This window comes from Intrasporangium flavum, assembly GCF_001956915.1.
In the GTDB taxonomy this organism is placed as follows: Bacteria; Actinomycetota; Actinomycetes; order Actinomycetales; family Dermatophilaceae; genus Monashia; species Monashia flava.
In genome coordinates this window covers 50,319-74,390 of the sequence record NZ_MLJO01000001.1, presented here as the reverse complement: position 1 = coordinate 74,390, position 24,072 = coordinate 50,319, and the positions used below count along the sequence as shown (strand labels likewise).

The 24,072-nt window shown below is 73.3% G+C and carries 20 protein-coding genes; 5 read left to right on the top strand and 15 right to left on the bottom strand.

Annotation, left to right across the window (positions count from 1 at the left end):
• Positions 1–5 precede the first annotated feature (5 nt).
• The gene (locus tag BIV28_RS00330) at positions 6–1,352 is read left to right on the top strand and encodes a hypothetical protein (RefSeq protein ID WP_076258307.1); all 1,347 of its coding nucleotides are present in this window, start codon (positions 6–8) and stop codon (positions 1,350–1,352) included.
• Here BIV28_RS00330 and BIV28_RS00325 read toward each other — a convergent pair.
• Both BIV28_RS00325 and BIV28_RS00320 read right to left on the bottom strand, forming a co-directional pair.
• Positions 1,342–2,856, bottom strand: coding sequence for a CpaE/TadZ family protein (locus tag BIV28_RS00325; protein WP_076258305.1), 1,515 nt, complete (start codon positions 2,854–2,856; stop codon positions 1,342–1,344). The genes BIV28_RS00330 and BIV28_RS00325 overlap by 11 nt on opposite strands.
• Positions 2,853–3,515, bottom strand: a complete 663-nt coding sequence (locus BIV28_RS00320; RefSeq protein WP_076258304.1) for a CpaB family protein — start codon at positions 3,513–3,515, stop codon at positions 2,853–2,855. Before BIV28_RS00320 ends, BIV28_RS00325 begins: the two co-directional genes overlap by 4 nt.
• Before the next feature lie 349 nt (positions 3,516–3,864).
• Between BIV28_RS00320 and BIV28_RS00315 the strand changes: the two genes are divergently transcribed.
• On the top strand, positions 3,865–4,095 hold the full coding sequence (locus BIV28_RS00315; protein ID WP_076258302.1) for a helix-turn-helix domain-containing protein: 231 nt from the start codon (positions 3,865–3,867) through the stop codon (positions 4,093–4,095).
• Between the two features lie 15 nt (positions 4,096–4,110).
• On the opposite strand, the gene BIV28_RS00310 is transcribed toward BIV28_RS00315, so the two are convergent.
• A complete protein-coding gene (locus tag BIV28_RS00310) occupies positions 4,111–4,659 on the bottom strand; it encodes a hypothetical protein (protein WP_076258300.1) in 549 nt (182 codons plus the stop codon).
• A gap of 103 nt (positions 4,660–4,762) precedes the next feature.
• Between BIV28_RS00310 and BIV28_RS20170 the strand changes: the two genes are divergently transcribed.
• Positions 4,763–5,737 carry a LysM peptidoglycan-binding domain-containing protein gene (locus tag BIV28_RS20170; protein ID WP_076258299.1) on the top strand — a complete coding sequence of 325 codons (975 nt, stop codon included), beginning with the start codon at positions 4,763–4,765 and terminating at the stop codon, positions 5,735–5,737.
• Between the two features lie 5 nt (positions 5,738–5,742).
• On the top strand, positions 5,743–6,261 hold the full coding sequence (locus tag BIV28_RS19650) for an Rv3235 family protein (protein ID WP_207555674.1): 519 nt from the start codon (positions 5,743–5,745) through the stop codon (positions 6,259–6,261).
• 129 nt (positions 6,262–6,390) lie between these two features.
• Here the strand turns inward: BIV28_RS19650 and secA are convergent, their stop codons facing one another.
• The 9 genes from secA to BIV28_RS00255 all read right to left on the bottom strand — a co-directional run bounded on the left by secA (position 6,391) and on the right by BIV28_RS00255 (position 18,306).
• Positions 6,391–9,207, bottom strand: coding sequence for a preprotein translocase subunit SecA (gene secA, locus BIV28_RS00295; protein WP_076258297.1), 2,817 nt, complete (start codon positions 9,205–9,207; stop codon positions 6,391–6,393).
• 156 nt (positions 9,208–9,363) lie between these two features.
• Positions 9,364–10,581, bottom strand: coding sequence for a winged helix-turn-helix domain-containing protein (locus BIV28_RS00290; RefSeq protein ID WP_076258296.1), 1,218 nt, complete (start codon positions 10,579–10,581; stop codon positions 9,364–9,366).
• 42 nt (positions 10,582–10,623) lie between these two features.
• Positions 10,624–11,307 carry a response regulator gene (locus BIV28_RS00285; RefSeq protein ID WP_076258294.1) on the bottom strand — a complete coding sequence of 228 codons (684 nt, stop codon included), beginning with the start codon at positions 11,305–11,307 and terminating at the stop codon, positions 10,624–10,626.
• Between the two features lie 169 nt (positions 11,308–11,476).
• Positions 11,477–12,112 (bottom strand): ribosome hibernation-promoting factor, HPF/YfiA family, encoded by a 636-nt coding sequence (gene hpf / locus BIV28_RS00280; protein ID WP_076258293.1) that lies wholly within the window; start codon positions 12,110–12,112, stop codon positions 11,477–11,479.
• A gap of 248 nt (positions 12,113–12,360) precedes the next feature.
• Positions 12,361–13,191 carry a ComF family protein gene (locus BIV28_RS00275; protein WP_242652702.1) on the bottom strand — a complete coding sequence of 277 codons (831 nt, stop codon included), beginning with the start codon at positions 13,189–13,191 and terminating at the stop codon, positions 12,361–12,363.
• A 177-nt stretch (positions 13,192–13,368) separates the two neighbouring features.
• Positions 13,369–15,201, bottom strand: coding sequence for an LpqB family beta-propeller domain-containing protein (locus BIV28_RS00270; RefSeq protein WP_076258291.1), 1,833 nt, complete (start codon positions 15,199–15,201; stop codon positions 13,369–13,371).
• Positions 15,198–16,958 (bottom strand): MtrAB system histidine kinase MtrB, encoded by a 1,761-nt coding sequence (mtrB, locus tag BIV28_RS00265; RefSeq protein ID WP_242652700.1) that lies wholly within the window; start codon positions 16,956–16,958, stop codon positions 15,198–15,200. Before mtrB ends, BIV28_RS00270 begins: the two co-directional genes overlap by 4 nt.
• Positions 16,959–16,960: 2 nt before the next feature.
• Complete coding sequence (mtrA, locus tag BIV28_RS00260) at positions 16,961–17,638, bottom strand: MtrAB system response regulator MtrA (protein ID WP_076258289.1); 678 nt, start codon at positions 17,636–17,638, stop codon at positions 16,961–16,963.
• A gap of 137 nt (positions 17,639–17,775) precedes the next feature.
• Entirely contained in the window at positions 17,776–18,306 is a 531-nt protein-coding gene (locus tag BIV28_RS00255; RefSeq protein WP_076258287.1) for a hypothetical protein, read from the bottom strand.
• Between the two features lie 136 nt (positions 18,307–18,442).
• Here BIV28_RS00255 and BIV28_RS00250 point away from each other — a divergent pair, with 136 nt between their 5' ends.
• Complete coding sequence (locus BIV28_RS00250; protein ID WP_207555672.1) at positions 18,443–19,936, top strand: hypothetical protein; 1,494 nt, start codon at positions 18,443–18,445, stop codon at positions 19,934–19,936.
• A 71-nt stretch (positions 19,937–20,007) separates the two neighbouring features.
• On the opposite strand, the gene ahcY is transcribed toward BIV28_RS00250, so the two are convergent.
• The 3 genes from ahcY to BIV28_RS00235 form a co-directional block, all read right to left on the bottom strand.
• Positions 20,008–21,444, bottom strand: a complete 1,437-nt coding sequence (ahcY, locus tag BIV28_RS00245; protein WP_076258283.1) for an adenosylhomocysteinase — start codon at positions 21,442–21,444, stop codon at positions 20,008–20,010.
• 207 nt (positions 21,445–21,651) lie between these two features.
• On the bottom strand, positions 21,652–22,593 hold the full coding sequence (locus tag BIV28_RS00240) for a DUF808 domain-containing protein (RefSeq protein ID WP_076258281.1): 942 nt from the start codon (positions 22,591–22,593) through the stop codon (positions 21,652–21,654).
• Positions 22,594–22,677: 84 nt separating this feature from the next.
• A complete protein-coding gene (locus BIV28_RS00235) occupies positions 22,678–24,063 on the bottom strand; it encodes a mycothione reductase (protein ID WP_076258279.1) in 1,386 nt (461 codons plus the stop codon).
• Positions 24,064–24,072: the final 9 nt, after the last annotated feature.

Sequence of the window (24,072 nt, the reverse complement as noted above, 5' to 3'; positions counted from 1 at the left end):
GCGTCGTGACCGCCCCCGCTGCCTCGCTCGTGCCCGCCCTGGCTCCCGCCCACGGCGTCGGCAGCCGAGGCGACCTCCCCCTGCCGTTCACGGCCCTCGTCGTCGCGGCGGTCGCGGCGCTGCTCATCTCGTTCGTCGCCATCGGCGTCCTGTGGCGCGAGCCCCGGCTCCGCGAGGACCAGGGCGTGCCGCTGCCGCTCGCGCTGTGCCGGTTCCTCGACTCCCGCTGGCTGCGCGTCGTGGCCCGGGTCGCCGTCGGCGCGGCCACACTGTGGACGCTGCTCGCCCTCGTCGCCGGACCCGACTCGGCCCGCAACCCGGTGCCGCACGTCGTCTACGTGTGGTTCTGGGTCGGGCTCGCCTTCACCTCGATGCTCCTCGGACCGGTGTGGCGCGTCGTCAACCCGCTGCGCCTGCTGCACCGCGGGCTGCTCGCGCTCGCGCGGGTCTCCCCCGACACCTCGGTGGCCACCTACCGGGCCGGGCTGTGGCCGGCGGCGTTCGGCCTCGGGGCGTTCACGTGGGTCGAGCTCGTCGCCGCCGACAACACCGAGCTGTCCTTCCTCCGCCTCGCCATCGGGGCCTACGTCGCGGTGACGCTCCTCGGCTCGGCCGTGTTCGGGCGCGCGTGGTTCGACGAGGCCGACCCCTTCGAGGCGTGGTCGCGCCTGCTCGGCCTGCTCTCCCCGCTCGGACGCCGCCCCGACCGCCGGTGGGTGCTGCGCACGCCGCTGCACGGCGTCAACACGCTGCGTGGCTGCCGGGGGCTCGTCGCGACGGTCTCGGTCATGCTCGGCAGCACGGCCTACGACGGCTTCTCGGCCAACCTGTCGTGGTCGACGTTCATCCAGAGCTCGCCGCTGCCCTCGGCCCTGCTCAAGACGGCCACCCTCGTCGCCTTCTTCCACCTCGTCGCCGGCACGATCTGGCTCGCGTCGGTCGTCTCGGTGCGCCTGGCCGGCGAGCCGTGCGCCCGCTCGTTCACGTTCGTCAGCGACATCGCACCCTCGCTCGTGCCCATCGCCGGCGGGTACGTCGTCGCGCACTACTGGTCGCTGCTCGTCTACCAGGGGCAGTACGCGTGGGTGCTGCTCACCGACCCGCTCGGCACCGGCGCCGACCTGCTCGGCACCGCCCACCTCGTGCCGAACGACGCCCTGATCCGGCCGACGCTCGTGGCCACGGTCCAGGCCCTCAGCATCGTCGTCGGGCACCTGCTCGGAGTCCTCGCGGCGCACGAGCGGGCCATCACCGTGCTCCCGCGGCGCGCCGCCGTCATCGGGCAGGTGCCGCTCATGGTCGTGATGATCCTCTACACCCTCGGCGGGCTGACGATCCTCTTCACGCCCTGACGGCCACGCGGCGGCCCCGTCCGGCCCGACGCCGGCGCCCGCCCGCCCGCTGCCGCAGGGCGGTCCACGGCGCCAGGTGCGAGGCGAGGTCGGCCACGGCGAGGCGCAGCGACGAGTCGGGGGCGTGCTCGACGACGGACCGCCCCGCGAGCATCGCGCCGTCGGCGGTCTCGGGGTCATCGGGCACGAAGCGGACCGCGGCCAGCCCGGCGAACCGCGCGAGGGAGTCGGCGATGCGGGCCTGCGGCCGGTTGCCGACCGCGGACGCGCGCACCCGGTTGACGACCGCGACCGGCTCGCCCGACGGGACGGTCCCGAGCTCCTGCAGACCGCGCACGAAGCGTTGCAGCCCCACCGGGTCGGCGCCACCGACGGCGACGACGAGGTCGGACACGGCGAGGGTCGTCAGCGTCGCCTCGTTGCGACGCGGGGCCGAGGTGTCGTAGCTCAGCTCCTCGTCGTCCTCGAGGCAGAAGCCGCAGTCGACGACGACCACCTCGACGAGCGAGCGGGCGAGGTCGAGGACCCGTTCCAGTGCGCCCGCCCGCACCTCGGGCCACCGCTCGGCCTTGGGCAGACCGGTGAGCACCCGCAGCCCGGGGACGACCTCGGGCGCGGTGCGGGCGAGCATCGGCAGGTCGAGCAGGCCCTGGTCGGCGGCCCGGCACGCGGCCGCGACGCCGGGGGCCTCGTCGAGCAGGCCGAGCGCCTGCGCGACGCAGCCGCCGTAGGTGTCGGCGTCGACGAGCAGCACCGAGGCCTCCCGCGCCGCGAGCTCGGCCGCCAGCGTCGTCGCGAGGGTGGTGCGGCCCGGGGCACCGTTCGGGCCCCAGACGGCGATGATCGGAGCACGGGTGGGGCGCGTCGCCTCGGCCGTGGTCGCCGACGCCCGGGCGTCCGGCGACGCCGGGCCTCCGGCGTCGGACCCGTGGGAGGAGGGGGACGCGTCGGCGCCCTGCGGCGTCCAGCCGGACGACCCGGAGCCGGACGCGGCGGCCCCTGCGTCGTCGGCGCCGCCGGCGTCACCGGTGTGGTCGGTCGGGGCGGTGGACGTGCCGCCCGGCGCGTCGAGGTCGTCGCCGGGACGGCCGGGCCACCCCTCTGCCCCGGCCGCTCCGAGGGGCCCGAAGGCCGCCTCCAGGGCGTCGGCGGAGCCGGTGTCGCGGTCGGCCAGCGCGTCCGCGAGGCGCTCGGGCTCGGCGTCGACGGGCACGACGCGCTGCACCGACAGCTGGCGCAGGCGACGCTCGGCGTCCTCATCGCCGGCCGGGACGAGGCCGACGACGACGAAGCCGCCGCGGCGCAGTCGGCTGACGACATCGAGGTCGAGACCGCGCAGGTCCCACGACACGACGGCCACCGACCCGAGGCCGGCCTCGGCGACCGACAGCAGCTCGGCGACGTCGGCGCAGCGCCGCGCGATGCTGACCCCGGGCAGCGCCTCCAGGGCCTCGGCGACCGGCGACTCCCACCGCGGGCTGAGGCCGGTCAGGACCTCGGTCATGCGCCGGGACCCGAGACCGCGCCGGCGACCGGTACGAGCGTGAGGTGGGCGTCGGCGTCGACCGCCTCCACGAGGGACTGCACCTTGCCGCTCGGCACGAGCAGCTGGACCGAGGTCGTGGCGTCGGAGCCGAAGCCGCTCTGGCTCGTCAGCACCGCCGACACCGCGGCACCCTCGATGAGGCGCGTGGTGCGCGCGTCGGCGGCGTCGGAGGCGGTGGTCGTGCGCGGCGTGACGAAGACGTCGACGCGGGAGCCGCGCGCCAGGCCCTGAGCCGAGGCGGAGTCGGCACGGACGGTGACGCGCTGGACGTCGACCTGGTCGCCGCTGCCGACGGCCGAGGAGGGCACGAGCTCGCCCGCGCGCACGTCGCGCAGCAGGTAGGACCCGACAGGTGCGGGAGCGTCGGCCCCGAGGTAGGGCGAGGTGCCGTCGCCCAGCTGGACGTCGGCGCGCACGAACGAGGATGCCTCGACGCGGTCGCCCGCGACGAGGTCCGACCCGGCCACCCAGACGGGCACCCGGTCGTCGGCGCTCGCGACGGCCTTGGCCCCGAGCGTCGCCGCGACGACGACGAGCAGGATGCCGATGACGAGGCGGCTGTCGCGCCAGCCCGGTCGCTCGAGTCGTTTGGCGGCGGGACGCGCCAGCTCGGACATGGGACCCCCTGTGGTCGCGTGCGGTGGACGATCCGGGACACACCCGGCACAGCGCACCATCTTGCACCAGCCCGGACGCCGACCGCGCGCCGGCACCGACACCTGTGGACGAACGCAAGCGACGCGGTGCACCGGGACCTACCATGAGGCAGTCGGACGCAGCCGCACCCGACGCCCGGTCGCTGCAGGGGATGCCGGGCGTACGGGGTACGAGCCGCCGGGGACGGGTACGGGCACCTCGGGCGCCCGGCGCGCCCACGACGTCCGTCGACGGGCCCGCCGTCGGCGCGACCCGACGCCCACGACAGCCAGGCGGTTCTCCCGACCGCCGACACGACTAGGAGCGGACGTGGCCCAGCGGTTCCTGCAGCTCGCCGAGGTCTCCGAGATCCTCAACATCTCCTCTGCCCAGGCCTACGCGCTCGTGCGCTCCGGCGAGCTTCCGGCCATCAAGATCGGCGGTCGCGGCCAGTGGCGCGTCGAGGCGACCGAGCTCGAGGGCTACATCCAGCGGATGTACGCCGAGACGCGCACCTTTGTGAAGTCCCACCCGTTCGGCGGGGCCGGCGAGGAGGACTGACCGCCGGCGACCCGCTCAGGCGAGTCGCCGCACCGTGCCCAGCGCCGCGAACGGCACGACGACCGAGCCGGTGACGTTGTCCCGGCGCCGCGGCTCGTCGGCGGCGTGCTCGGCCAGCTCGAGGTGGTCGGCACCGACGACGTCGATGGTGCCGGTGGCCTGACGCCCGTCGACGTCGGCGAGCTCGACCGGCACGCGGTCGCGGCTCACGGCCCGCAGCGCGGCACCGAGGCCGAAGCGCTTGGCGACGACCGAGGGCGTGAGCGCGCCCCGCCCCAGCCCCGTGACCGAACGGACGGCGGCGAGGGCGACGAGCACCTGCCGGTCGGCCGCCGGCTCGACCAGCAGCCAGTCCGGCCCGACGTCGGCCAGGGCGCCGGTGAGAGCGCGGCCGGGCAGTCGGAGGGTCAGCGCTCCCCCACCGACCTGCGCGAGCAGGCGCGTGTGCAGGTCGAGCTGGGCCCGCTCGCGGCGGACGCGGTCGGCGACCTCTGCCACACGGGCGCGCGCCTCGTCGGCCTCGGCCTGTGCCTCGAGGTCGTCGAAGAGCCGGTCCCATCGCATGGGGTCACTCTGGCGCGTCTTGGGCCCACGCGCCAGTCGCTCCTTCCACAGGTTCTGAACTCCAAATGTTGCCAAACGAAGGCAAACTGCATTGAATGAGTCCATGAACAGGGGAACGCACCACTCGACGACGTCCGCCCGAAGACGGCTCCTGGCGGCCGGGTGGGCGGCGACCGGGGTCCTCGTCAGCGCCGGCACCGCCCGGCTGCTCGTGGAGGTGGCCACCGAGGGCGTCCGCGCACCGGGCGCCGCGCGGCCGGACGACCTCGTCCTCGTCGGCCTCGCCTGGCTGGGGGTCGCCCTCGCCCTCTGGCTCGCCGTCGGCTCCGCGCTGGCCCTGATCGCCCTCGTGCCGGGCGCCGTCGGGCGGCTGGCGGCCACCGTGGCCGACCGCGTCACGCCGCTCGCGGTCCGCAAGGCGCTGACCCTCCTGCTCGGGGCGTCCGTCGGGTCGCTGGCGCTGCCGCCGGCCCCGGTCTCCTCGGCCGGTGGGTCCCCCGTGGCGGCGCGAGGTCACGCCGGCGGCCCGGGCGCCCTGGCTGCCCCCGACGCCCCCGATGCCGTGGTGTCGGCCGTGATGAGCCCCGGGTTCCGCCCGTCGGGTCCGAGCGCCACCGTCGACCGGGTCGCCGTCGCGGCACCCCTGGGCCCGGGGTTCCGGCCGAGCGCCGACCCCGCTGCCCCGGCCGCCACCGCGATGACCGCGTCGGGTGCGCACACCCGCCCGGCCGAACCGTCCCCGAACCTGTCCCCCGGCTTCCGCCCCACCGCGCCCGTACGCGTCGCCGACGGTGAGCAGGGCCGGCTGCTGGCCCCGAGCCCGCGCCCGTCGTCGGTGTCGCACGGCCTCGTCACGGTGCGCCGCGGCGACTCGCTCTGGAGCATCGCGCGCGCCCACCTGGGGCCGGGCGCGTCGGACGCCGACGTCGCCCGGGCCTGGCCCCGCTGGTACTCCGCCAACCGCGAGGTCATCGGCGGCGACCCCGACCTCCTCGTCCCCGGACAGCAGCTCGTCCCGCCGGCCCCCGACGCCCCGGCCGCCGGCACCTCGACCCAGCACCTGGTCCCGAAGGAGTGATCACCGTGTCGACCCCCAGAGCCACCCTCCCCGACGGCTTCACCGTGCGGGCCCTGCCCCAGACGGCACCGGCCGTCATCTCCGCCGACGAGGCCTGGCAGGGCGAGCAGCCCTACGCCCAGGACGCGCTCGCGCTCGACTTCTTCGGAGCCCGCGAGGACGACGACTTCGGCCGCCGCCCCACGCGCACGAGCCAGCTGCCCGACGCCACGGCGTTCGTGGCCAAGCTGTCCCAGGCCGTCGTCGAGGTCGTCTCCGGACAGCGCCCGGCCCCGCAGCTGATCCGGCACACGAGCCCCGCGACCTACTCGGTGCTCGCCCGCCAGGGCATGGTCGCGGGCCGCCGTCGCACGCCCGGTCCCAGACGCCCGGCGATCGTGCGCCGCGTCCGGGTCTGCGAGCCGCGCGACGGGGTCGTCGAGGCCTGCGCCGTCGTGCTCTCGCACGGCCGGGTGCGCGCGCTGGCGCTCCGCCTCGAGGGCCTCGACGGCCGCTGGGTCGTCACCGCCCTCACGATCGGCTGAGGCGGCGCGGACGCCGGCAAAGGCGCCACGAACTGACCCGCACGACGAGCAGCACCACGAACACGCCGCGGGCCCCGACCGAAGTGGTCGGGGCCCGCGTGGTGTTCGTCGCGTGTGGTTCGCCGCGTGTCAGCGGCGCTTGCGCTTGACCTTCTTGCCGCGTCGGTCGGCGCGCCGCTCGACCGGCTGCTGGTCGTCGGTGACGACGGCACGGCCGTCCTCGCCCGGGGCCGAGTAGCTGAGCGCGCCCGCACGCTGGCCGTCGGAGTGGTCGACGCCCGAGACGCGCACGCCCGAGCCGAAGGCCCGCGAGCCCTCGCCGTCGGCAGCGTCATCGGCACCCTCCGCAGCCGCACCCGTGCGGTCCGCGGTCGCCGCGGCGACCCCGCCCACGAGGTCGGAGACCGCCATCGGGGCCGCACCGACGGACGCCGGCTGCGGCGCCACCTGGACCTCGACGGAGAAGAGGTGGCTGACCGACTCCTCCTTGATAGCCTCCATCATCGCCTCGAAGAGCTGGAAGCCCTCGCGCTGGTACTCGATGAGCGGGTCGCGCTGGGCCATGGCGCGCAGGCCGATGCCCTCCTGGAGGTAGTCCATCTCGTAGAGGTGCTCACGCCACTTGCGGTCCAGGACCGACAGGACGACGCGCCGCTCGACCTCGCGCATCGTGTCGGAGCCGAGCGACTCCTCGCGCTGGTCGTAGGCGCGGTGGGCGTCCGAGAGCAGCTGCTCGCGCAGCAGGCCGGCCGAGATCGACTGGCGGCCGCCGGCGACGTCCTCGATCTCCTCGATCGACAGCGACACCGGGTACACCTGGCGCAGCGCGTCCCACAGCTGCTCGAGGTCCCAGTCGGCCGCGAAGCCCTCGGCGGTCGCGGCGTCGACGTACCCGCCGACGACGTCGTTGACGAACAGGCGCAGCTGCTCGTGCAGGTCCTCACCCTCGAGGACGGCACGCCGCTCCTCGTAGATGACCTGGCGCTGGCGGTTCATGACGTCGTCGTACTTGAGGACGTTCTTGCGGATCTCGTAGTTCTGCGCCTCGACCGCTCCCTGGGCCTTCTGGATCGAGTTCGAGACCATCTTGCTCTCGATCGGCACGTCGTCCTCCATGCCGGCCGTCTGCATGAAGCGGTCGACGATGCCCGCGTTGAACAGGCGCATGAGGTCGTCGTGCAGCGAGAGGTAGAAGCGGGACTCGCCCGGGTCGCCCTGACGGCCGGAACGGCCGCGGAGCTGGTTGTCGATGCGTCGCGACTCGTGGCGCTCGGTGCCCAGGACGTAGAGACCACCGAGCTCGGTGACCTCCGCGTGCTCGGCGGCGACGGCCTCCTCGGCCGAGGCGAGCGCCTCGTCCCAGGCTGCCTCGTACTCCTCCGGGGTCTCCTCGGGGTCCAGGCCCCGACGCTTGAGCTCGGCGACGGCGCGGAACTCCGAGTTGCCACCGAGCATGATGTCGGTGCCTCGACCGGCCATGTTGGTCGCGACGGTGACGGCGCCCTTGCGCCCCGCGTCGGCGACGATCGCGGCCTCGCGCTCGTGCTGCTTGGCGTTGAGGACCTCGTGCTTGATGCCCTTCTTCTTCAGCTGCTGCGAGAGGTACTCGCTCTTCTCGACCGACGTCGTGCCGACGAGGACCGGCTGCCCCTCGCCGTGGCGGTCGACGATGTCGTCGACGACGGCGTCGAACTTGGCGACCTCCGTGCGGTAGACGAGGTCGGCCTGGTCCTTGCGGATCATCGGGCGGTTGGTCGGGATCGGGATGACGCCGAGCTTGTAGATCGAGTTGAGCTCGGCCGCCTCGGTCTGGGCGGTACCGGTCATGCCCGAGAGCTTGTCGTACATGCGGAAGTAGTTCTGCAGGGTGATCGTGGCGAGCGTCTGGTTCTCGTTCTTGATCTCGACGCCCTCCTTCGCCTCGATCGCCTGGTGCATGCCCTCGTTGTAGCGCCGGCCCGGCAGCATGCGGCCCGTGTGCTCGTCGACGATGAGGATCTCGCCGTTCATGACGACGTAGTCCTTGTCCTTCTTGAACAGCTCCTTGGCCTTGATGGAGTTGTTGAGGTAGCCGATGAGGGGCGTGTTGACGGTGTCGTAGAGGTTGTCGATGCCGAGGACGTCCTCGACCTTGGCGATGCCCGACTCGAGGACGCCGACGGTGCGCTTCTTCTCGTCGACCTCGTAGTCGCCGCGCCCGTCCTCGCCGCGGTGCAGCCGCTGGGAGATGCGCGCGAACTCGACGTACCACTTCGTGGCGAGGTCGGCGGGGCCGCTGATGATGAGCGGCGTGCGGGCCTCGTCGATGAGGATGGAGTCGACCTCGTCGACGATGCAGAAGTTGTGGCCACGCTGGACGAGCTCGGCGGGCTCCCAGGCCATGTTGTCGCGCAGGTAGTCGAAGCCGAACTCGTTGTTCGTGCCGTACGTGATGTCCTTGGCGTACTCGGCCCGACGCTGCTCGGGCGTCATCGAGGCGAGGATGCAGCCGGTCTCCATGCCGAGGGCGCGGTGCACGCGGCCCATGAGCTCGGACTGGTACTCGGCGAGGAAGTCGTTGACGGTGATGACGTGCACGCCCTTGCCCGTCAGGGCGTTGAGGTAGCTCGGGAGGGTCGCGACGAGCGTCTTGCCCTCACCGGTCTTCATCTCGGCGACGTTGCCCATGTGCAGCGCAGCGCCGCCCATGAGCTGGACGTCGAAGTGGCGCTTGCCGAGGGTGCGCTTGCTCGCCTCGCGGACGGCGGCGAAGGCCTCGGGGAGCAGCTGGTCGAGGGTCTCGCCGTTCTCGAGCCGCTCACGGAAGCCCTTGGTCTCGTCGCGCAGCTCCTCGTCGGTGAGCTTCTCGAAGTCCGCCTCGAGGGCGTTGACCTGCTTGGCGATGCCCTGGAGCTTCTTCAGGGTCCGGCCCTCGCCGGCGCGAAGCAGCTTCTCGATGACGGCCATCTGGTGATCTCACTCCCGACTGAACGTGTGGGCTCGCCCGGTGGGCGGGCTCCATCGCCCGTGGTACGTCACGGGACCCGCCTAGGCTAGCCGCCCTTCCGACTCTCCGACCAACGCACACCGGACCGGCTCGGTTCCGAACCGGTCACGGTCGCCTCACGGAGCGTCGGCCCAGCCGCTCGGCAGGTCGACCCGCCCGAGCCCCAGCCACTGCGCCATCGACTCGAGGTTGCGCACCAGCGCGGGCCTCGCCTCGGCCGGTGCCCCGGGCTCCCAGGTGACGCGTGGGCAGCGCAGGACGCCGCCGGCCCGGTCGGCCTTGAGGTCGCACCGCGCGACGAGGGCCTCGCCGTGCAGGAAGGGCAGGACGTAGTAGCCGTGCACCCGCTGGTGGGCCGGGGTGTAGATCTCGATGCGGTAGTGGAAGTCCCAGAGGTCGTGGATCCGCTCGCGCTGCCACACCAGCGAGTCGAAGGGGCTGACGAGCGCCTCGGCGTGGACGCGTCGGGGCAGGCGGGCCTCGGCGTGCAGCCACGCCGGACGCCAGCCGGGCACCTCGACCGGGACGAGCTCGCCGTCGGCGACGAGGCGCGCGATGGCGGGACGGGCGTCCTCGCGCTTGATCCGGAAGTAGTCGGCCAGGCACAGCTCGGTGCCGACGCCGTGGGCGCGGGCCGCGATGCGGACGAGCTCGAGGTACCGGTCGGGGTCGGCGTCGGGGCCGGGCCGCTGCGTCCACGCGGGACGCTCGGGCGGCGGGGCCGTGGCGGCCAGCGAGGCGTACCGGCGCTCGAACTGCGTCGTGCGCCCGGCCGAGCTGATGCGCCCGGCCCAGAAGAGGTACTCGAGGGCCTGCTTGACCTCCGACCAGTTCCAGCCCCAGTGGTCCTTCCGGCGGGGCTGGTCGTGCTCGAGGGCGGCCTCGACCTCGCGCGCCGTCATGGGCCCGCGGGCCACGACCTCGGCCTCGACGACGTCGACGAAGTCCGGGCGTTCGGCGAGGATGCGCCGCATGCCGCCCCAGGCCTTCTCGGCGGCGGCGCGCATGCGCGGGTCGAGCAAGGGCCACGTGGACGGCGGGATGAGGCTGGCCTCGTGGGCCCAGTACTCGACGAGGCGCCGGGGCGCGCGGTCGCGGGCGCGGTCGAGCAGCGCCGTGTCGTAGGGGCCGAGGCGGGAGAAGAGCGGGAGGTACTGGCTGCGCGCGAGCACGTTGACGCTGTCGATCTGGATGACGCCGACGCGGTCGATGACGCGCTGGACGTGGCGCATCGTCGCGGCGAACGGCTCGGGGCGCGGGTCGAGGAAGCCCTGCGCGGCGATGGCGACGCGTCGGGCCTGGGCGCGCGTCAGCCGGCGCGGGGCAGCGGTCACGGAAGGTCCTCGTCGGGATCGAGATCAGTCGGGGTCGGGTCGTCAGTCGGGGTCGATGAGCCGCTGGCGCACGGCGTACATCGCCGCCTCCATCCGCGAGTGCATCTGCAGCTTGTCGAGGATGTTGCGGATGTGGTTGCGCACCGTGTTCTCCGAGATGAACAGGTCGCTGGCGATCTCGCGGTTGAGCTTGCCCTTGGCCACCCGGGTGAGGATCTGCAGCTCGCGGTCGGTGAGGCGGGGCAGCTCGAGACCGGGTGTCGGGGCGGCGGGGACGTCGCGCTCGCTGATCTGCTTGAACTCGCTGAGCAGCTTGGCGGCCATCATCGGCGAGACGAGCGACTGCCCGTCGTGCAGCCGGCGGATGCCGTCGGCCACCTCCTCGGGCGGCACGTCCTTGAGCAGGTAGCCGTTGGCGCCGGCCCGGACCGCCTCGAAGAGGTTGGCCTCCTCGTCCGAGCTCGTCAGCATGAGGATGCGCGCCGAGGGCATCCGTGCCTTGATCGCACGGCAGGCCTCGATGCCGCCGCGCTTGGGCATGCTGACGTCCATGACGATGACGTCGGGCGCCTTCTCCTCGGCGACGCTGACGGCCTCGACGCCGTCGGCGGCCTCCCCGACGACCTGGATGCCGTCCTCGGTCTCCAGGACGGTCTGCAGCCCGCGGCGGTAGAGCGCGTGGTCGTCGACGATGAGGACACGGATCACGTCCGGCGGCGGGTTCACCTGCCCATCCTGTCAAAGCACGGCGACAACGCACGACGCCGCGCGCACGAGTCGCGTGGCCGGGCGGACCGGACCCGCGACGGACTGGTGCCGGACCCGCGCCGGACACGCGACGGGGCGCCGCCCGCTCGTGCGGACGGCGCCCCGGTGCCACGGGTGCAGTCGGGCCTCAGCCGGCCGCCGCGACCTCCTGGTCGGTCTCCAGGTGCAGGACGCCGTAGCTCCAGCCGCGGCGCCGGTAGACGACGCTCGGGCGGTCGGTGTCGGCGTCGTGGAAGAGGAAGAAGTCGTGGCCGACGAGCTCCATCTGGTTGACGGCGTCCTCGAGGGACATCGGCGCGGCGGTGTGGACCTTCTCGCGCACCTCGATCGGGCTGTTGCCGAGCGCGCCGAACCGGTCGAGGTCGTCGATGCGTCCGTCGTCGGGGGCCGTGTCGAGCGCGGCGGGCTCGCCCGCGGCGTCGATGCGTGCCGTCGCCTGTGCCACCGACTCGGGGACCCGGCGTCCCCGGCTCACCTTCCGCTTGTCGTGCAGGCGCCGCAACCGATCCATGAGCTTGTCGACGGCCGCGTCGAGCGCGGCGTACTTGTCGTCGAGACAGGCCTCGGCACGGATGACGGGGCCCTTGGCCCGGCACGTGATCTCGACCTTCTCGGACCCTCGGGCGACCCGCTCGTGGGTGACGACGACATCGATGCGGTGCACCTTCGGGGCGAGCGCGGGCACCTTGGCCAGTCGCTCGTCCAGCTGCTGACGGAATCGGTCGGGGATCTGGACGTGACGCCCAGTGACGACGATCTCCACGGTTCCTCCTTGATCGCGCACGGCTTCTTCGTGCGGCGCAGACATGCGGTACGGGCCGGGCCACGCGGGGGCCGGCCCACTGTCGGGTCGGCACCACCCCTTCCGCTCGATCACGCCTCCGGTCCGGCGCCGGAGCACTGACCCACTGGTCATACCCGGATGCCGCACCCCGGAGGACGGGGTTCCATGAACCGACCCTACTTCGGCTGCGACGCGGGTGGAAGCAGACCCCGGTGTCTGGTCGAACATCACAGTCGCGGGCCCCGTGGGCCTCGTTCCGCGCGTGTCGCCGGTGCCGGGGTGGCGGCAACGGTGGCGCCCACGACGTCCGCCGCGCCGGCCTCTCGCAGGGCTCGGGCGGCCTCGGCCAGGGTGGCTCCGGTGGTCAGGACGTCGTCGACGACGATGCACCGCCGACCACGGACCACCCTGTGCCACAAAGGATTCACCATCATGGAACCCTCGAGGTTGCGGCGCCTCTCCGTGCGGTCGAGGCCGGCCTGGTCCTTGGTGCGACGGGCCGGGGCGAGGGCCGTCGCCAGCCGCGTGGCGATGAGGGCGCCGTCGGCCGAGATGGGCGGCGACACGCCGAGCGCGCGGGTCGTGAGCCCGACGAGCGGCGTGTCGCCGCGGCGTCGCTCGGCGCGTCGCGAGGACGGCACCGGCACGACGAGCACCGGTCCGGCGGGCCACCCGGACCCCCGCACCGCCGCTCCCAGCGCGGCCGTCAGCAGTGGCGCGAGGACCGCCTCGACGTCGCGGCGCCCGTGGTCCTTCCATCCCGGCACGGCCCGACGCAGGGGCCCCTCGTAGGGCCCCCACGCCCACACCGGCGGCAGCGAGGCAGGTGCACGCGGCGGCACGACCCGGGCTCCCGGCCACGTGCGGTCGACCACGTCACGCCCGGGCGCGCTCCCGAAGGCCAGGCCCGTCAGCGCCCCGGCGCAGCGTCGGCACCAGGGGCGTCCCGGGCGGCCGCACCCGGCGCACTCGACGGGCAGGACGAGGTCGGCGAGCGGCAGGAGCAGCCCGGCCGCGAGCGCCCGGACGCGTCCGGCCACCTCGGACGGGACGGGCACCGCCCCATGACACCGCGCCGCCCGCGTCGGGCGCGCCGCGCCCCGGGCCGGCTGTGGACGGGAGACCCGGCCGCGCGGGAGGTGTGGACGGGCCACGTCGGGCCGACCGCCGCCACGGCAGGCGCCCCCGCCCGCACCCGGAGGCCAGTCGCAGGTCAGTCGGGGATCAGCCGCAGGTCAGCCGCCGGGGACGAGGACGTCGCTGCCGTTCTCGATCCGCCGCCACGTGGACCCGGCGCGGACCCACACGCGGTCGTCGGAGGTGACGATGACGAGCCCGCGGGGCCCCCCGACCGTCGTGATCCGCACGGCACCGGCCACCTCACCGAGGGCGGCGGCGGAGTGGCGGCGGCCGTCGATCCCGGCCCCGAGCGTTCCGGTCCACGGGCGGATCCGGCCCTTGACCCCCTCGGCGCCGAGCACCGCGTAGGACGCCGGGCCGAGCCACGTGACGTCCTGCAGCTGGGTCAGCGACTGGGCCTCGCGCTCGGGCCGGGTCAGGGAGAGCGGCTCGCCGTTGCTCGACCGGACGATGCCGGTCAGCCCGAGCTGCTGGTCGCGACCGAACCGGTCGGTGCTGATGACGAGGGCCCGGGCCGCGTCGGCCGACACGCTGACGGCGACGACCCGGCGGCCGGCCAGCCACGGTGCGCTGACGGCGCGGGGCTTGGCCGCAGGGTCCTTCGACACGGAGTCGAGGACGTAGACGTGGGACGCGCCGTCGCGGTCCTGCCCCCCGAGCCACAGGTAGCCGCCGGCGTCGTAGCTCGGCCGGGTCAGCGACGTCGCGAAGGGGGCGAAGAAGCGGGTCTCGGCCGTGGCGCTCCAGATCGACAGCTCGGCCCGGCCGGTGGACACCGCGGCCACCTGCTTGCCGTCGACCGAGAGGGCCAGACCGGTCCACGTGTCGGGCACCCGGGCGACGTCGCCGTCGCGCGGCTTGAGGTCGGGTCGGCGGCCGCCGTTGCTCGTGTCGGGCACGTACGTGGGGTCGATCCGGTAGATCGCGTCGCCGGAGCGCAGCAGCGCGGTGTCCTGCGGGGGCCGGTTGACGGTGTCGAAGCCGAGGTCGACGGCGGCCTCGACGGAGGTCAGCCCCCCGGGCAGCTCGAGCGTCGTGGCGGCCACCGCGAGCGACACCGACGAGACGGCCGAGACCTGGCGCAGCGTCTCGGTCATCTGCGCCCACATCGCGGCGCGGCCGTCGGGGTCGGCGGACAGCGCCTGGTTGCTGAGGATCACCTGCGCCTGCCCGTTCTCGACGGGCACCGCGTTCACCCCGAGGGTGGTGCCGGACGGCACGGCCGAGAAGACCGCGCCGGCGAGGTAGGCCGGAACCGGCGAGAGCTGTGCGCGGGCCAGGGTCGTCGGCAGGCGGGTGCCGATGGGGAACCACCGCGAGTCGGGCACGAGGTCGCGGCCGGTCTTCGTCACGTAGTAGACGAGCTGGTTGGTGTACGTGCGCTCGAACTGGTCGGTGTCGAGCCAGAGGCCGAAGCCGCGGGAGGGCAGCTCGATGCGCCACTCCCCGCCGACCTTCGTCAGGCCGAGGACCATCTTGGCGCGGGTGCCCTGCTCCTGCTCCTCGTAGCGCCCGTCGGGCGAGAGCCGGGCGACCTCGTCGGTCGACACCTCGAGGGTGTCCTCGTCGATGCGGCGGAAGGACAGGTCGCCGTCGTAGACGACGACGTCCCCGGTCCCCGGGTGCCAGAGGTCGACCGACTGCGGCGCGAGGTAGAGCTTGCCGGTCTGGTGGGTCTCGTCGCTGTCCTCGCCGGCGCGCAGGAAGCCGCTGATGACGGCCTGCGGGCTCGCGCCGTCGGCGGGTCCGACGGCCGCGACGCGGACGGGCTCCACGGCGCTGTCGCCGAGCGCGCGGCCCTCGACGACCGGACCGGTACCGGGCAGCCCGCCGCAGGCCGTGAGCACGAGCGAGGCCGCCACCGCGACGACGGCGAGCACCGCGCGGGGCACCCGGCGGTGCGGGCCGCGGCGTCGGGCCTCGGTCACGGGGAACGCTCCACGGCGATGCGCCGCAGGCGCAGGGTGTCCTCGTCGCTCCCGCCGGTGCCGTCGCTGCGGGTGGCCTCGCCGAGGGCCGCACCCTGGCGGCGCGCGCGGGCCGCCTCGGCCGCGAGCGGGCTCAGCGGCAGCGGCGAGCTCGTGATCGTCGCGTCGGCCATGCGCGGCAGGGTGAGCCGGAAGCAGGACCCCTCCCCCAGCGCGCCCCACGCCTCGAGGCGACCGGCGTGCAGGCGGGCGTCCTCGAGGGCGATGGCCAGGCCCAGGCCGGTGCCGCCCGTGGTGCGGGCGCGGGCCGGGTCGGCCCGCCAGAACCGCGTGAAGACGAGCGCCGCCTCACCGGGACGCAGGCCGACGCCGTGGTCGCGGACCGTGACGGCCACCGCCGAGTCGTTCTCGCCGATCGTCACCTCGACGGGCCGGCCCTCGCCGTGCTCGACCGCGTTGGACACGAGGTTGCGCAGGATCCGTTCGATGCGGCGGGAGTCCATGTCGGCCAGCACCGGTCGCGACGGCATGCGCAGCACGAGCTCGGTGCCGCGGCTCGCGGCGAGCGCCCGGTGGGCGTCGACGGCTCGCTCGACCGACGCACGCAGGTCGGTGGACTCGACCTCGAGCACCGCGGCCCCGGCGTCGAACCGGGAGATCTCGAGCAGGTCGGTCAGCAGCGACTCGAACCGGTCGAGCTCCTTGTGCAGCAGCTCGGCCGAGCGGGCGACGGTCGGGTCGAAGCGGGCCCGGGAGTCGTGGATGAGGTCGCCGGCCATGCGGATCGTCGTCAGCGGCGTGCGCAGCTCGTGCGAGACGTCGGAGACGAACCTCTGCTGGACCCGGGAGAGGTTCTCCAGCTGGGCGATCTGCTGCTGGAGCGAGGCCGCCATGGCGTTGAAGGAGTTGCCGAGGCGGGCGAGGTCGTCCTCGCCCTTGGAGCGCATCCGCTCGTTGAGGTTGCCCTCGGCGAAGCGCTCCGCCACGAGGGCGGCCCGGCGCACCGGGTCGGCGACGAGGCGGGTGACGACGAAGGCGATGGCCCCGATGAGGAGCACGAGGATGGCACCGCCGACGAGGAACGTCTGGCCGATGAACGAGATGATCTCGCGCTCGCGGTGCATCGGGTAGATGAAGTACAGGCCGTAGTCGCCGGCCACCCCGGTGGCGATCCGCTGGCCGACGATGACCGCCGAGATCGAGTCGCTGCCCTCCTCGATCGTCGCGACCTGCAGGTGCTGGCGGTCGGGCTGGGTCGCGACCTGGTGGCGCAGCTCCTCCGGGATGAACCGGGCCCCGACCGCGCCGCTCTCGACGGGACCGAAGACGATGCGCCCGGTCGTGTTGTCGAGGCGCGAGAGCACGACGTAGCGCTTCTCGTTGCCGGCGTCGCGGCGGTACTGGTTGACGAGGGTCGTCGCGAACTGGGTCAGCGCGGCGTCGGAGCCGTTCTGGTCGGTCGAGTCGAACTTCTTCTGGGCGTCGATGGCATCGCGCAGGCTGTCGTCGGCGGCGATCCGCTGCCGGCTGTCGACGAGCCCCTGGGCGATCGAGCCGTAGAGGTAGGTGCCGACGGCCGTGAGCACGAGGATCCCGAGCAGCATCGTCACCATGACGACGCGGAACCCGAGCGAGGACCGCCACAGGTGCACGAGGCGAGACCCGGCCCGGCGCAGGGCGGAGCCGGCTCGGCCACCGAGACCGGCGAGACCGGCGACGCCAGTGGCGCGCGACGTGCGGCCCGACCCCGTGGGCATGGCTATGCCGGACCCGCCTTGTACCCGACGCCGCGGACCGTGACGACGATCTCGGGGCGCTCGGGGTCGTGCTCGATCTTCGAGCGCAGCCGCTGCACGTGGACGTTGACGAGGCGCGTGTCGCCGGCGTGGCGGTAGCCCCACACCTGCTCGAGGAGGACCTCGCGGGTGAAGACCTGCCACGGCTTGCGGGCGAGGGCGACGAGCAGGTCGAACTCGAGCGGCGTCAGCGACAGCGGCCGGCCGTCGCGCTTGACCGAGTGGCCGGCGACGTCGATCTCGAGGTCGCCGATGGCGAGCTTCTCCGGTGCCGGCTCGTCGCCGCGACGCAGCCGGGCGCGGACCCGGGCGATGAGCTCCTGGGGCTTGAACGGCTTGACGACGTAGTCGTCGGCGCCGGACTCGAGGCCCACGACGACGTCGACGGTGTCGGTGCGGGCCGTCAGCATGACGATCGGCACGCCGCTCTCGGAGCGGATCCGCCGGCACACCTCCATGCCGTCGAGCCCGGGCAGCATGACGTCGAGCAGGACGAGGTCGGGACGCGACTCACGGAAGGCCGCGACCGCCTCGGCGCCGTCGGCCACGTGCGAGACCTCGAGCCCTTCGTTGCGCAGCACGATCCCGAGCATCTCGGCGAGTGCGAGGTCGTCGTCGACGACCAGTACCCGACCCTTCACGACACACTCCATTCCCGGGACGGCGGTGTCCGGCGTCCCGTAGTCCTTGGCACATCATCACACAGGCAGGCAGAACGGCCGGTACCGCGCGGGGACCGGCCGTCCTGGTGGCGTCGGTGCCGTGGGCACCGCCGGCGTCAGCCCTGGGTGACGTACCACTTCCCGCCGATGCGGACGGCCTTGAAGTTGGAGACGACGTCGGCGGCGAGCGCCGGCTCGGTCGTGACGCTCTCGAAGGTGGCCTTGTTGCCGTTGACGGTGGCGCCGGTGATCTTCAGGCCCTGGAAGGCGCCGGCGAGCTCCTTGAGCTGGTCGAGCATCGGGGTGATCGTCTTGCCGCACGCGGCGGCCGCGCCCGGGATGCTCGAGATCGTCTTGCCGCCGGTGGCCATGAGCTCGCAGACGGTCTTGCCGTCGCCGGCGACCATGGAGCCGAGCCAGGAGGTCATCGCGGCCTCCGGCGTCGACTGGTCGACCGCGACCGGCGTCGCCGCGGTGGTCGAGTCGCCCGTGGCGCTGCCCGAGGTCGTGTCCGACGGCGTCGAGGACGACGTCGACGCGGTGGGCGCGGTGCTCGAGGAGGTCGCCGTGGTGCCGGTGGACTTGTTGCAGGCCGCGAGCGACACGGAGAGGGCGAGGGCGAGCGCGAGTGTCGTGAGCTTCTTCATGGAGGGTCCCTGCTGGCAGACGGAGTGAGTTGCCCTCAGATCCTCGCACGTGGGTGCCGGGCCGAGGCCGCCGTGCCGGGAACCGATCGGGCCAAAACGACCCTGCCGGACGCGTCGAGCGGGGATGATCGGGGCCGTGACGAGCGACACGACCCGCGCCACCGCCCCGGAGGACACTGCCGCGTCCGACGCGTCGGGCGATGACCGGGCGTCGGGAGACGCAGCAACGCGACGGCCGCCGCTGCCCTACCGCGTGCGCCAGCTGCTGCCCGGTCTCGTCGTGCTCGCCGCCGTCGTCCAGGTCGCCCGGCCGGTGTCGGACCCCGACACGTTCTGGCACCTCGCCGCCGGCGACCGGCTCCGGCAGACGTGGGTCTTCAACGGGCCCGACCCGTGGAGCACCATGTCGACGCAGCCGTGGCGCCTGCACGAGTGGCTCCCCGAGCTGCTCATGAGCGGGCTGCAGCAGCTGTTCGGGCTGCCCGGGGTCGCCTGGCTGCTGCCGCTCGGCGTGGCCGGCATCGGGCTCGCGCTGTGGCGCGTCACCCGGAGGCGCGGCTCGCTGCTCGTGTCGGCCGCGGTCACCGCGGTGTCGCTGGCCGCGATGAGCCAGAGCCTGTCGCTGCGCCCGCACCTGGTCACCTTCGCGCTCACCGTCGTCACCACGGGAGCGTGGCTGCGCACGTGGGAGGACCGCCGAGCCCGCTGGTGGCTCGTGCCGCTGACGTGGGTGTGGGCCTGCTCGCACGGCATGTGGTTCATGGGGGTGCTCGTCGGGGTCGTCGCGCTGCTCGGCCTCGCCCTCGACCGACGCGTCACCCGCCGCCAGTGGGGACGCCTGGCCCTCGTGCCGCTCGCCTCGCTCGCCGTCGCTGCCCTGACGCCCACCGGGCCCGAGCTGCTCCTGTCGCCGTTCGCCGTCAACGAGACGACGCAGTACATCCAGGAGTGGATGGCCCCCTCGATCAAGCAGCCCGGCTTCGCGTTCTTCGTCGGGATGGTCGCCGTCGTCGTGCTCGTGTGGTCGCGCTCGCGCACCAAGGTGTCCTGGACCGACGTCCTCCTCCTCGTCGTCGGCACCGGGCTCGCACTGCTCTACGCGCGCACCGTCGCCGTCGGGGCCGCCGTCGTCGCCCCGGTCGCGGCCGTGACGCTCCAGGGCCTGCTGCCCACGCGGCCCGAGCCGCTCGAGCGGCGCGAGGTCGGGTTCACGCTCGGGCTGACCGCGCTCGGGCTCGCCGTGGCGGCGGTCGTCGTCGCGGCGCGGGCGGTCGTGCCGGGCTGGGGCGCCACCGGTCTCGACCCGGCCCTCGACAAGCTGCCGGCCGGCACCGTCGTGTGCAACGACTACGGCATCGGCGGCTGGCTCATCTGGCGCCACCCGAACGTGCGGCCGGCGATCGACGGGCGCGTCGAGGTGTACAGCCTCGACCACGTGCGCGAGTACGTCGCGTTCTCGGCCGCGAGCCCGGGCTGGACCGCCTACCTGACGCACACCGGCTGCCGGTGGGCCCTGGTGTCGACGTCGTCGTCGGCCTCCGAGGCGCTGCAGAAGCAGACCGGCTGGCGGGTCGCGGCCAAGGACAGCGAGTTCGTCCTGCTCGAGGCCCCGACGACGTCCGGCTCCTGACGCACGGGTGCCGCCCGCCCCGGGTGGGGCGAGCGGCACACGGTCGCTGACGCGTCGGGACGCGTCGGGCGTCAGTAGCGGTAGTGCTCCGGCTTGTACGGACCGGCGACGTCGACGCCGAGGTACTCGGCCTGGCCCTTGGTCAGCTCGGTGAGCTGGACGCCGAGGGCGTCGAGGTGCAGACGCGCGACCTTCTCGTCGAGGTGCTTGGGCAGGGTGTAGACCTGCTTGTCGTACTCGGCGGTCTTCGTGAAGAGCTCGATCTGGGCGATCGTCTGGTTGCTGAAGCTGTTGCTCATGACGAAGCTCGGGTGACCGGTGGCGTTGCCGAGGTTCATGAGGCGACCCTCGGACAGCACGATGATCGAGCTGCCGCCGTCGAAGGTCCACTCGTGCACCTGCGGCTTGATCTGCGTCTTGGTCACGCCGGGCACCCGGGCCAGGCCCGCCATGTCGATCTCGTTGTCGAAGTGGCCGATGTTGGCCACGATCGCCTTGTTCTTCATCTTCGTCATGTGCTCGGCGGTGATGACGTCGTAGCAGCCGGTCGTCGTGATGAAGATGTCGGCGGTCTCGACGACGTCCTCCATGCGGGCGACCTGGAAGCCCTCCATCGCGGCCTGCAGCGCGCAGATCGGGTCGATCTCCGTGACGATGACGCGGGCGCCCTGCCCGCGCAGCGACTCGGCGCAGCCCTTGCCCACGTCGCCGTAGCCGGCCACGACCGCCACCTTGCCGCCGATGAGGACGTCGGTGGCGCGGTTGAGGCCGTCGATGAGCGAGTGGCGGCAGCCGTAGGTGTTGTCGAACTTGCTCTTGGTCACCGCGTCGTTGACGTTGATGGCCGGGAAGAGCAGCTCGCCGGCCTCGGCCAGCTGGTAGAGGCGGTGGACGCCGGTCGTGGTCTCCTCGGTGACGCCCTTGATGCCGGCGGCGACCGTGGTCCACTTCTGCGGGTCGAGCGCCATCGTCTGGCGCACGAGCTCCTTGAAGACGCCGAACTCCTCGGAGTCCTCCTCGGTGGTCGGCGGCACCTGGCCGGCCTTCTCCCACTCGAGGCCCTTGTGCACGAGCATCGTGGCGTCGCCGCCGTCGTCGAGGATCATGTTCGGGCCCTCGCCGCCGGGCCAGGTGAGGATCTGGTCGGTGCACCACCAGTACTCGGGGAGGGTCTCGCCCTTCCAGGCGAAGACCGGGACGCCCTGCAGGTCGTCGGCCGAGCCGTTCGGGCCGACGACGACGGCCGCGGCGGCCTCGTCCTGGGTGGAGTAGATGTTGCAGCTGGCCCAGCGGACCTCGGCGCCGAGCGCGGTGAGGGTCTCGATGAGCACGGCCGTCTGGACGGTCATGTGCAGGGACCCGGCGATGCGGGCGCCCTTGAGCGGCTGGGCGTCGGCGTACTCGGCGCGGATGGCCATGAGGCCGGGCATCTCGTGCTCGGCCAGGCGCAGCTGGTGGCGGCCCGCCTCGGCGAGGCTCAGGTCGGCAACCTTGTAGTCGAAGGACATGGGTGATCGCTTCCTCTGGTGGTCGGTGTGCAGACCCGGCGCGCCCCTCTGGGCCATCGTTCGCGGGTCATCACCCACGCCGGCGGTTGACCAGTCTACCGAGGAGGGCCCCGCAGCCCCAATGCCGCTGTCGAACCTTCCCCGCCCCCGCCGTTCGAGGTGATCGGCGACCGCCTGCGGTCGCGGATCACCTCGACCCGTGCGCCTTCAGTGCGAGGACGGGGCCTTGTCGGCCGTGCGGCGTCGGGGCAGGACGTGCAGGACGGCCACGATCACGGCACCGACGACGAGGCCGATGAGCGCCGAGGCGAGCGTGTTGACGAGCCAGGCGAAGACCCCGCCGATGCCGGCCACTCCCCCGACGGCCTCCTCGAGGTGGTGCACCTGCCCGTAGAGCCAGTGCCAGCCGAGCTCGTCGACGCCGACGAGCAGGATGTGGCCACCGACCCAGAGCATCGCGGCGATGCCGACCGTCGAGAGCACCGACAGCAGCTTCGGCATGCCCCGGACGAGCGCCCGGCCTACGCGCTGAGAGGCGCCGGACTCGCGCTGGGCGAGGGCGAGGCCGACGTCGTCCATCTTGACGATGAGCCCGACGACGCCGTAGACGAGCGCCGTGATGAGCAGGGCGACGATGACGAGGATGATGAGGCGCGAGAGGAACGGCTCGGTGTCGACCTCGTTCAGCGCGATGACCATGATCTCGGCCGACAGGATGAAGTCGGTGCGGATCGCCCCGGAGACGACAGCATTCTCGTCGACCTCGCCGCCCTCGGCCTCCTCCTCGTGGTGGCCCGAGACGAGCTCCCACACCTTCTCGGCGCCCTCGTAGGCGAGGTAGGCGCCACCGACCATGAGGATCGGCGTCAGCAGCACCGGCAGGTACTGGCTGAGCACCATGATGACGGGCAGGATGATGAGCAGCTTGTTGCGCAGCGAGCCGAGGGCGATCTTGCGGATGATCGGCAGCTCGCGCTCCGGCTCGAGGCCCTGCACGTAGCGCGGGGTCACTGCGGTGTCGTCGACGACCACGCCGGTCGCCTTGATGCTGGCCTTGGTCGCGGCCGCGCCGACGTCGTCGACCGAGGCCGCCGCGAGCTTGACGAGGGCCGCGACGTCGTCGAGGAGCGCTACGAGTCCACCTGCCATGCGCACAGCCTAGGGCCCGTCCCAGCGTTCTCTCAGGGTCGGGTCCCGACGCGTGGGCGGCCGGGCACGCGGCGACGGGTGGCCTCAGGCGGGCGCGTCGACCTCGAGCCCGAGCAGGGCGTTCTCGACGACCTCGGCCAGCGCCGGGTGGATCCAGTACTGCCCGCGGGCGACGTCGTGGACGTGGGCGCCGGTCGACATGGCCTGCACGAGCGGCTGCACGAGGCTCGTCGCGTGCGGCCCCAGCAGGTGCGCGCCGAGCAGCCGGCCGGAGCGCGGGTCGGCGACGAGCTTGCAGACGCTCGAGGCGTCCTCCATCGCCCAGCCGTAGGCGGTGTCGCCGTAGGCCTGCACGAACGTGACGTGCTCGACCCCCGCGTCGACGCAGGCCTGCTCGCTCAGACCCACCGTGGCCACCTGAGGGTGGCTGAAGACGCCGGAGGGCACGTGCGCGTGCGGGAGCCGCCACAGGCGGTCCGGGTGCACGAGGTTGTGCGCGACGGCTCGCGCCTCGGCGTTCGCGACGTGCTTGAGCTGCCACGGCGAGCTGACGTCACCGAGCGCCCAGACCCCGGGCAGGCTGGTGCGGCCGTACTGGTCGACGACGACCCGACCGTCCTCGTGCAGGCGCAGCCCGACGGCGTCGGCGCCGAGGTCGTCGGTGTTGGGCCGCCGCCCCGTGGCCACGAGCAGCAGGTCGCCCTCGACGCACGCCCCACCGGTGAGGTGGACGCGGACCGCGCCACCGTCGACCTGCTCGAGGGAGGCGACCTCGACGCCGGTGCGCACGTCCCACTGCTCGCGCGCGAGGTCGGTGAACCGCTGGGAGATCTCGGTGTCGAGGTGGCGCAGCAGCTGCGAGCTGCGGGCCAGCACCGTGACGTGAACGCCGAACGCCGAGAACACGTGGGCCATCTCGGCGGCAATGAACCCGCCACCGATGACGACCATCCTGCGCGGCAGCTCGTCGATGCGCATCACCGTGTCGGAGGTGTGGAACGGCACGCCGGAGTCGGTGACGACGTCGGGCACCACGGGACGCGCGCCGGCCGCGACGACGACCTGGTCGGCCGTCACCACCTCGACGCCTCCACCGGTCAGCTCGACGGTCAGCTCGCGCTCGCCGGTGAACCGTGCGTGACCGAGCACGGCGGCCGTGTTGGGCCCCTCCCGGCGGTAGCGCAGACCCCCTTCGGAGATCGGGTCGATCCGTCCGAAGACGCGGTCGCGCACGTCGCGCCAGCGCACGCCGTCGAGCGTCGCGTCGACGCCGTAGCGGGCGGCGCCGCGCACCGCGTCGGCCACCTCGGCGGCGTAGACGAACATCTTCGTCGGGATGCACCCGACGTTGATGCACGTGCCGCCGAAGGTCCCGCCCTCGATGACGGCGACGCGCTTGTCGGCGAAGTCGGGTGTGACGAGCGAGTTGCCGCTGCCGGAGCCGATGATCGCGAGGTCGTAGTGGGCCACGCCCGCAGC

Coding starts and splice junctions, on each gene's coding strand:
- BIV28_RS00325 (WP_076258305.1), bottom strand. CDS start 2,856: ATGACCGAGGTCCTGACCGGCCTCAGCCCGCGGTGGGAGTCGCCGGTC.
- BIV28_RS00320 (WP_076258304.1), bottom strand. CDS start 3,515: ATGTCCGAGCTGGCGCGTCCCGCCGCCAAACGACTCGAGCGACCGGGC.
- BIV28_RS00310 (WP_076258300.1), bottom strand. CDS start 4,659: ATGCGATGGGACCGGCTCTTCGACGACCTCGAGGCACAGGCCGAGGCC.
- BIV28_RS20170 (WP_076258299.1), top strand. CDS start 4,763: ATGAACAGGGGAACGCACCACTCGACGACGTCCGCCCGAAGACGGCTC.
- secA (WP_076258297.1), bottom strand. CDS start 9,207: ATGGCCGTCATCGAGAAGCTGCTTCGCGCCGGCGAGGGCCGGACCCTG.
- mtrB (WP_242652700.1), bottom strand. CDS start 16,958: ATGCCCACGGGGTCGGGCCGCACGTCGCGCGCCACTGGCGTCGCCGGT.
- BIV28_RS00255 (WP_076258287.1), bottom strand. CDS start 18,306: ATGAAGAAGCTCACGACACTCGCGCTCGCCCTCGCCCTCTCCGTGTCG.
- ahcY (WP_076258283.1), bottom strand. CDS start 21,444: ATGTCCTTCGACTACAAGGTTGCCGACCTGAGCCTCGCCGAGGCGGGC.
- BIV28_RS00240 (WP_076258281.1), bottom strand. CDS start 22,593: ATGGCAGGTGGACTCGTAGCGCTCCTCGACGACGTCGCGGCCCTCGTC.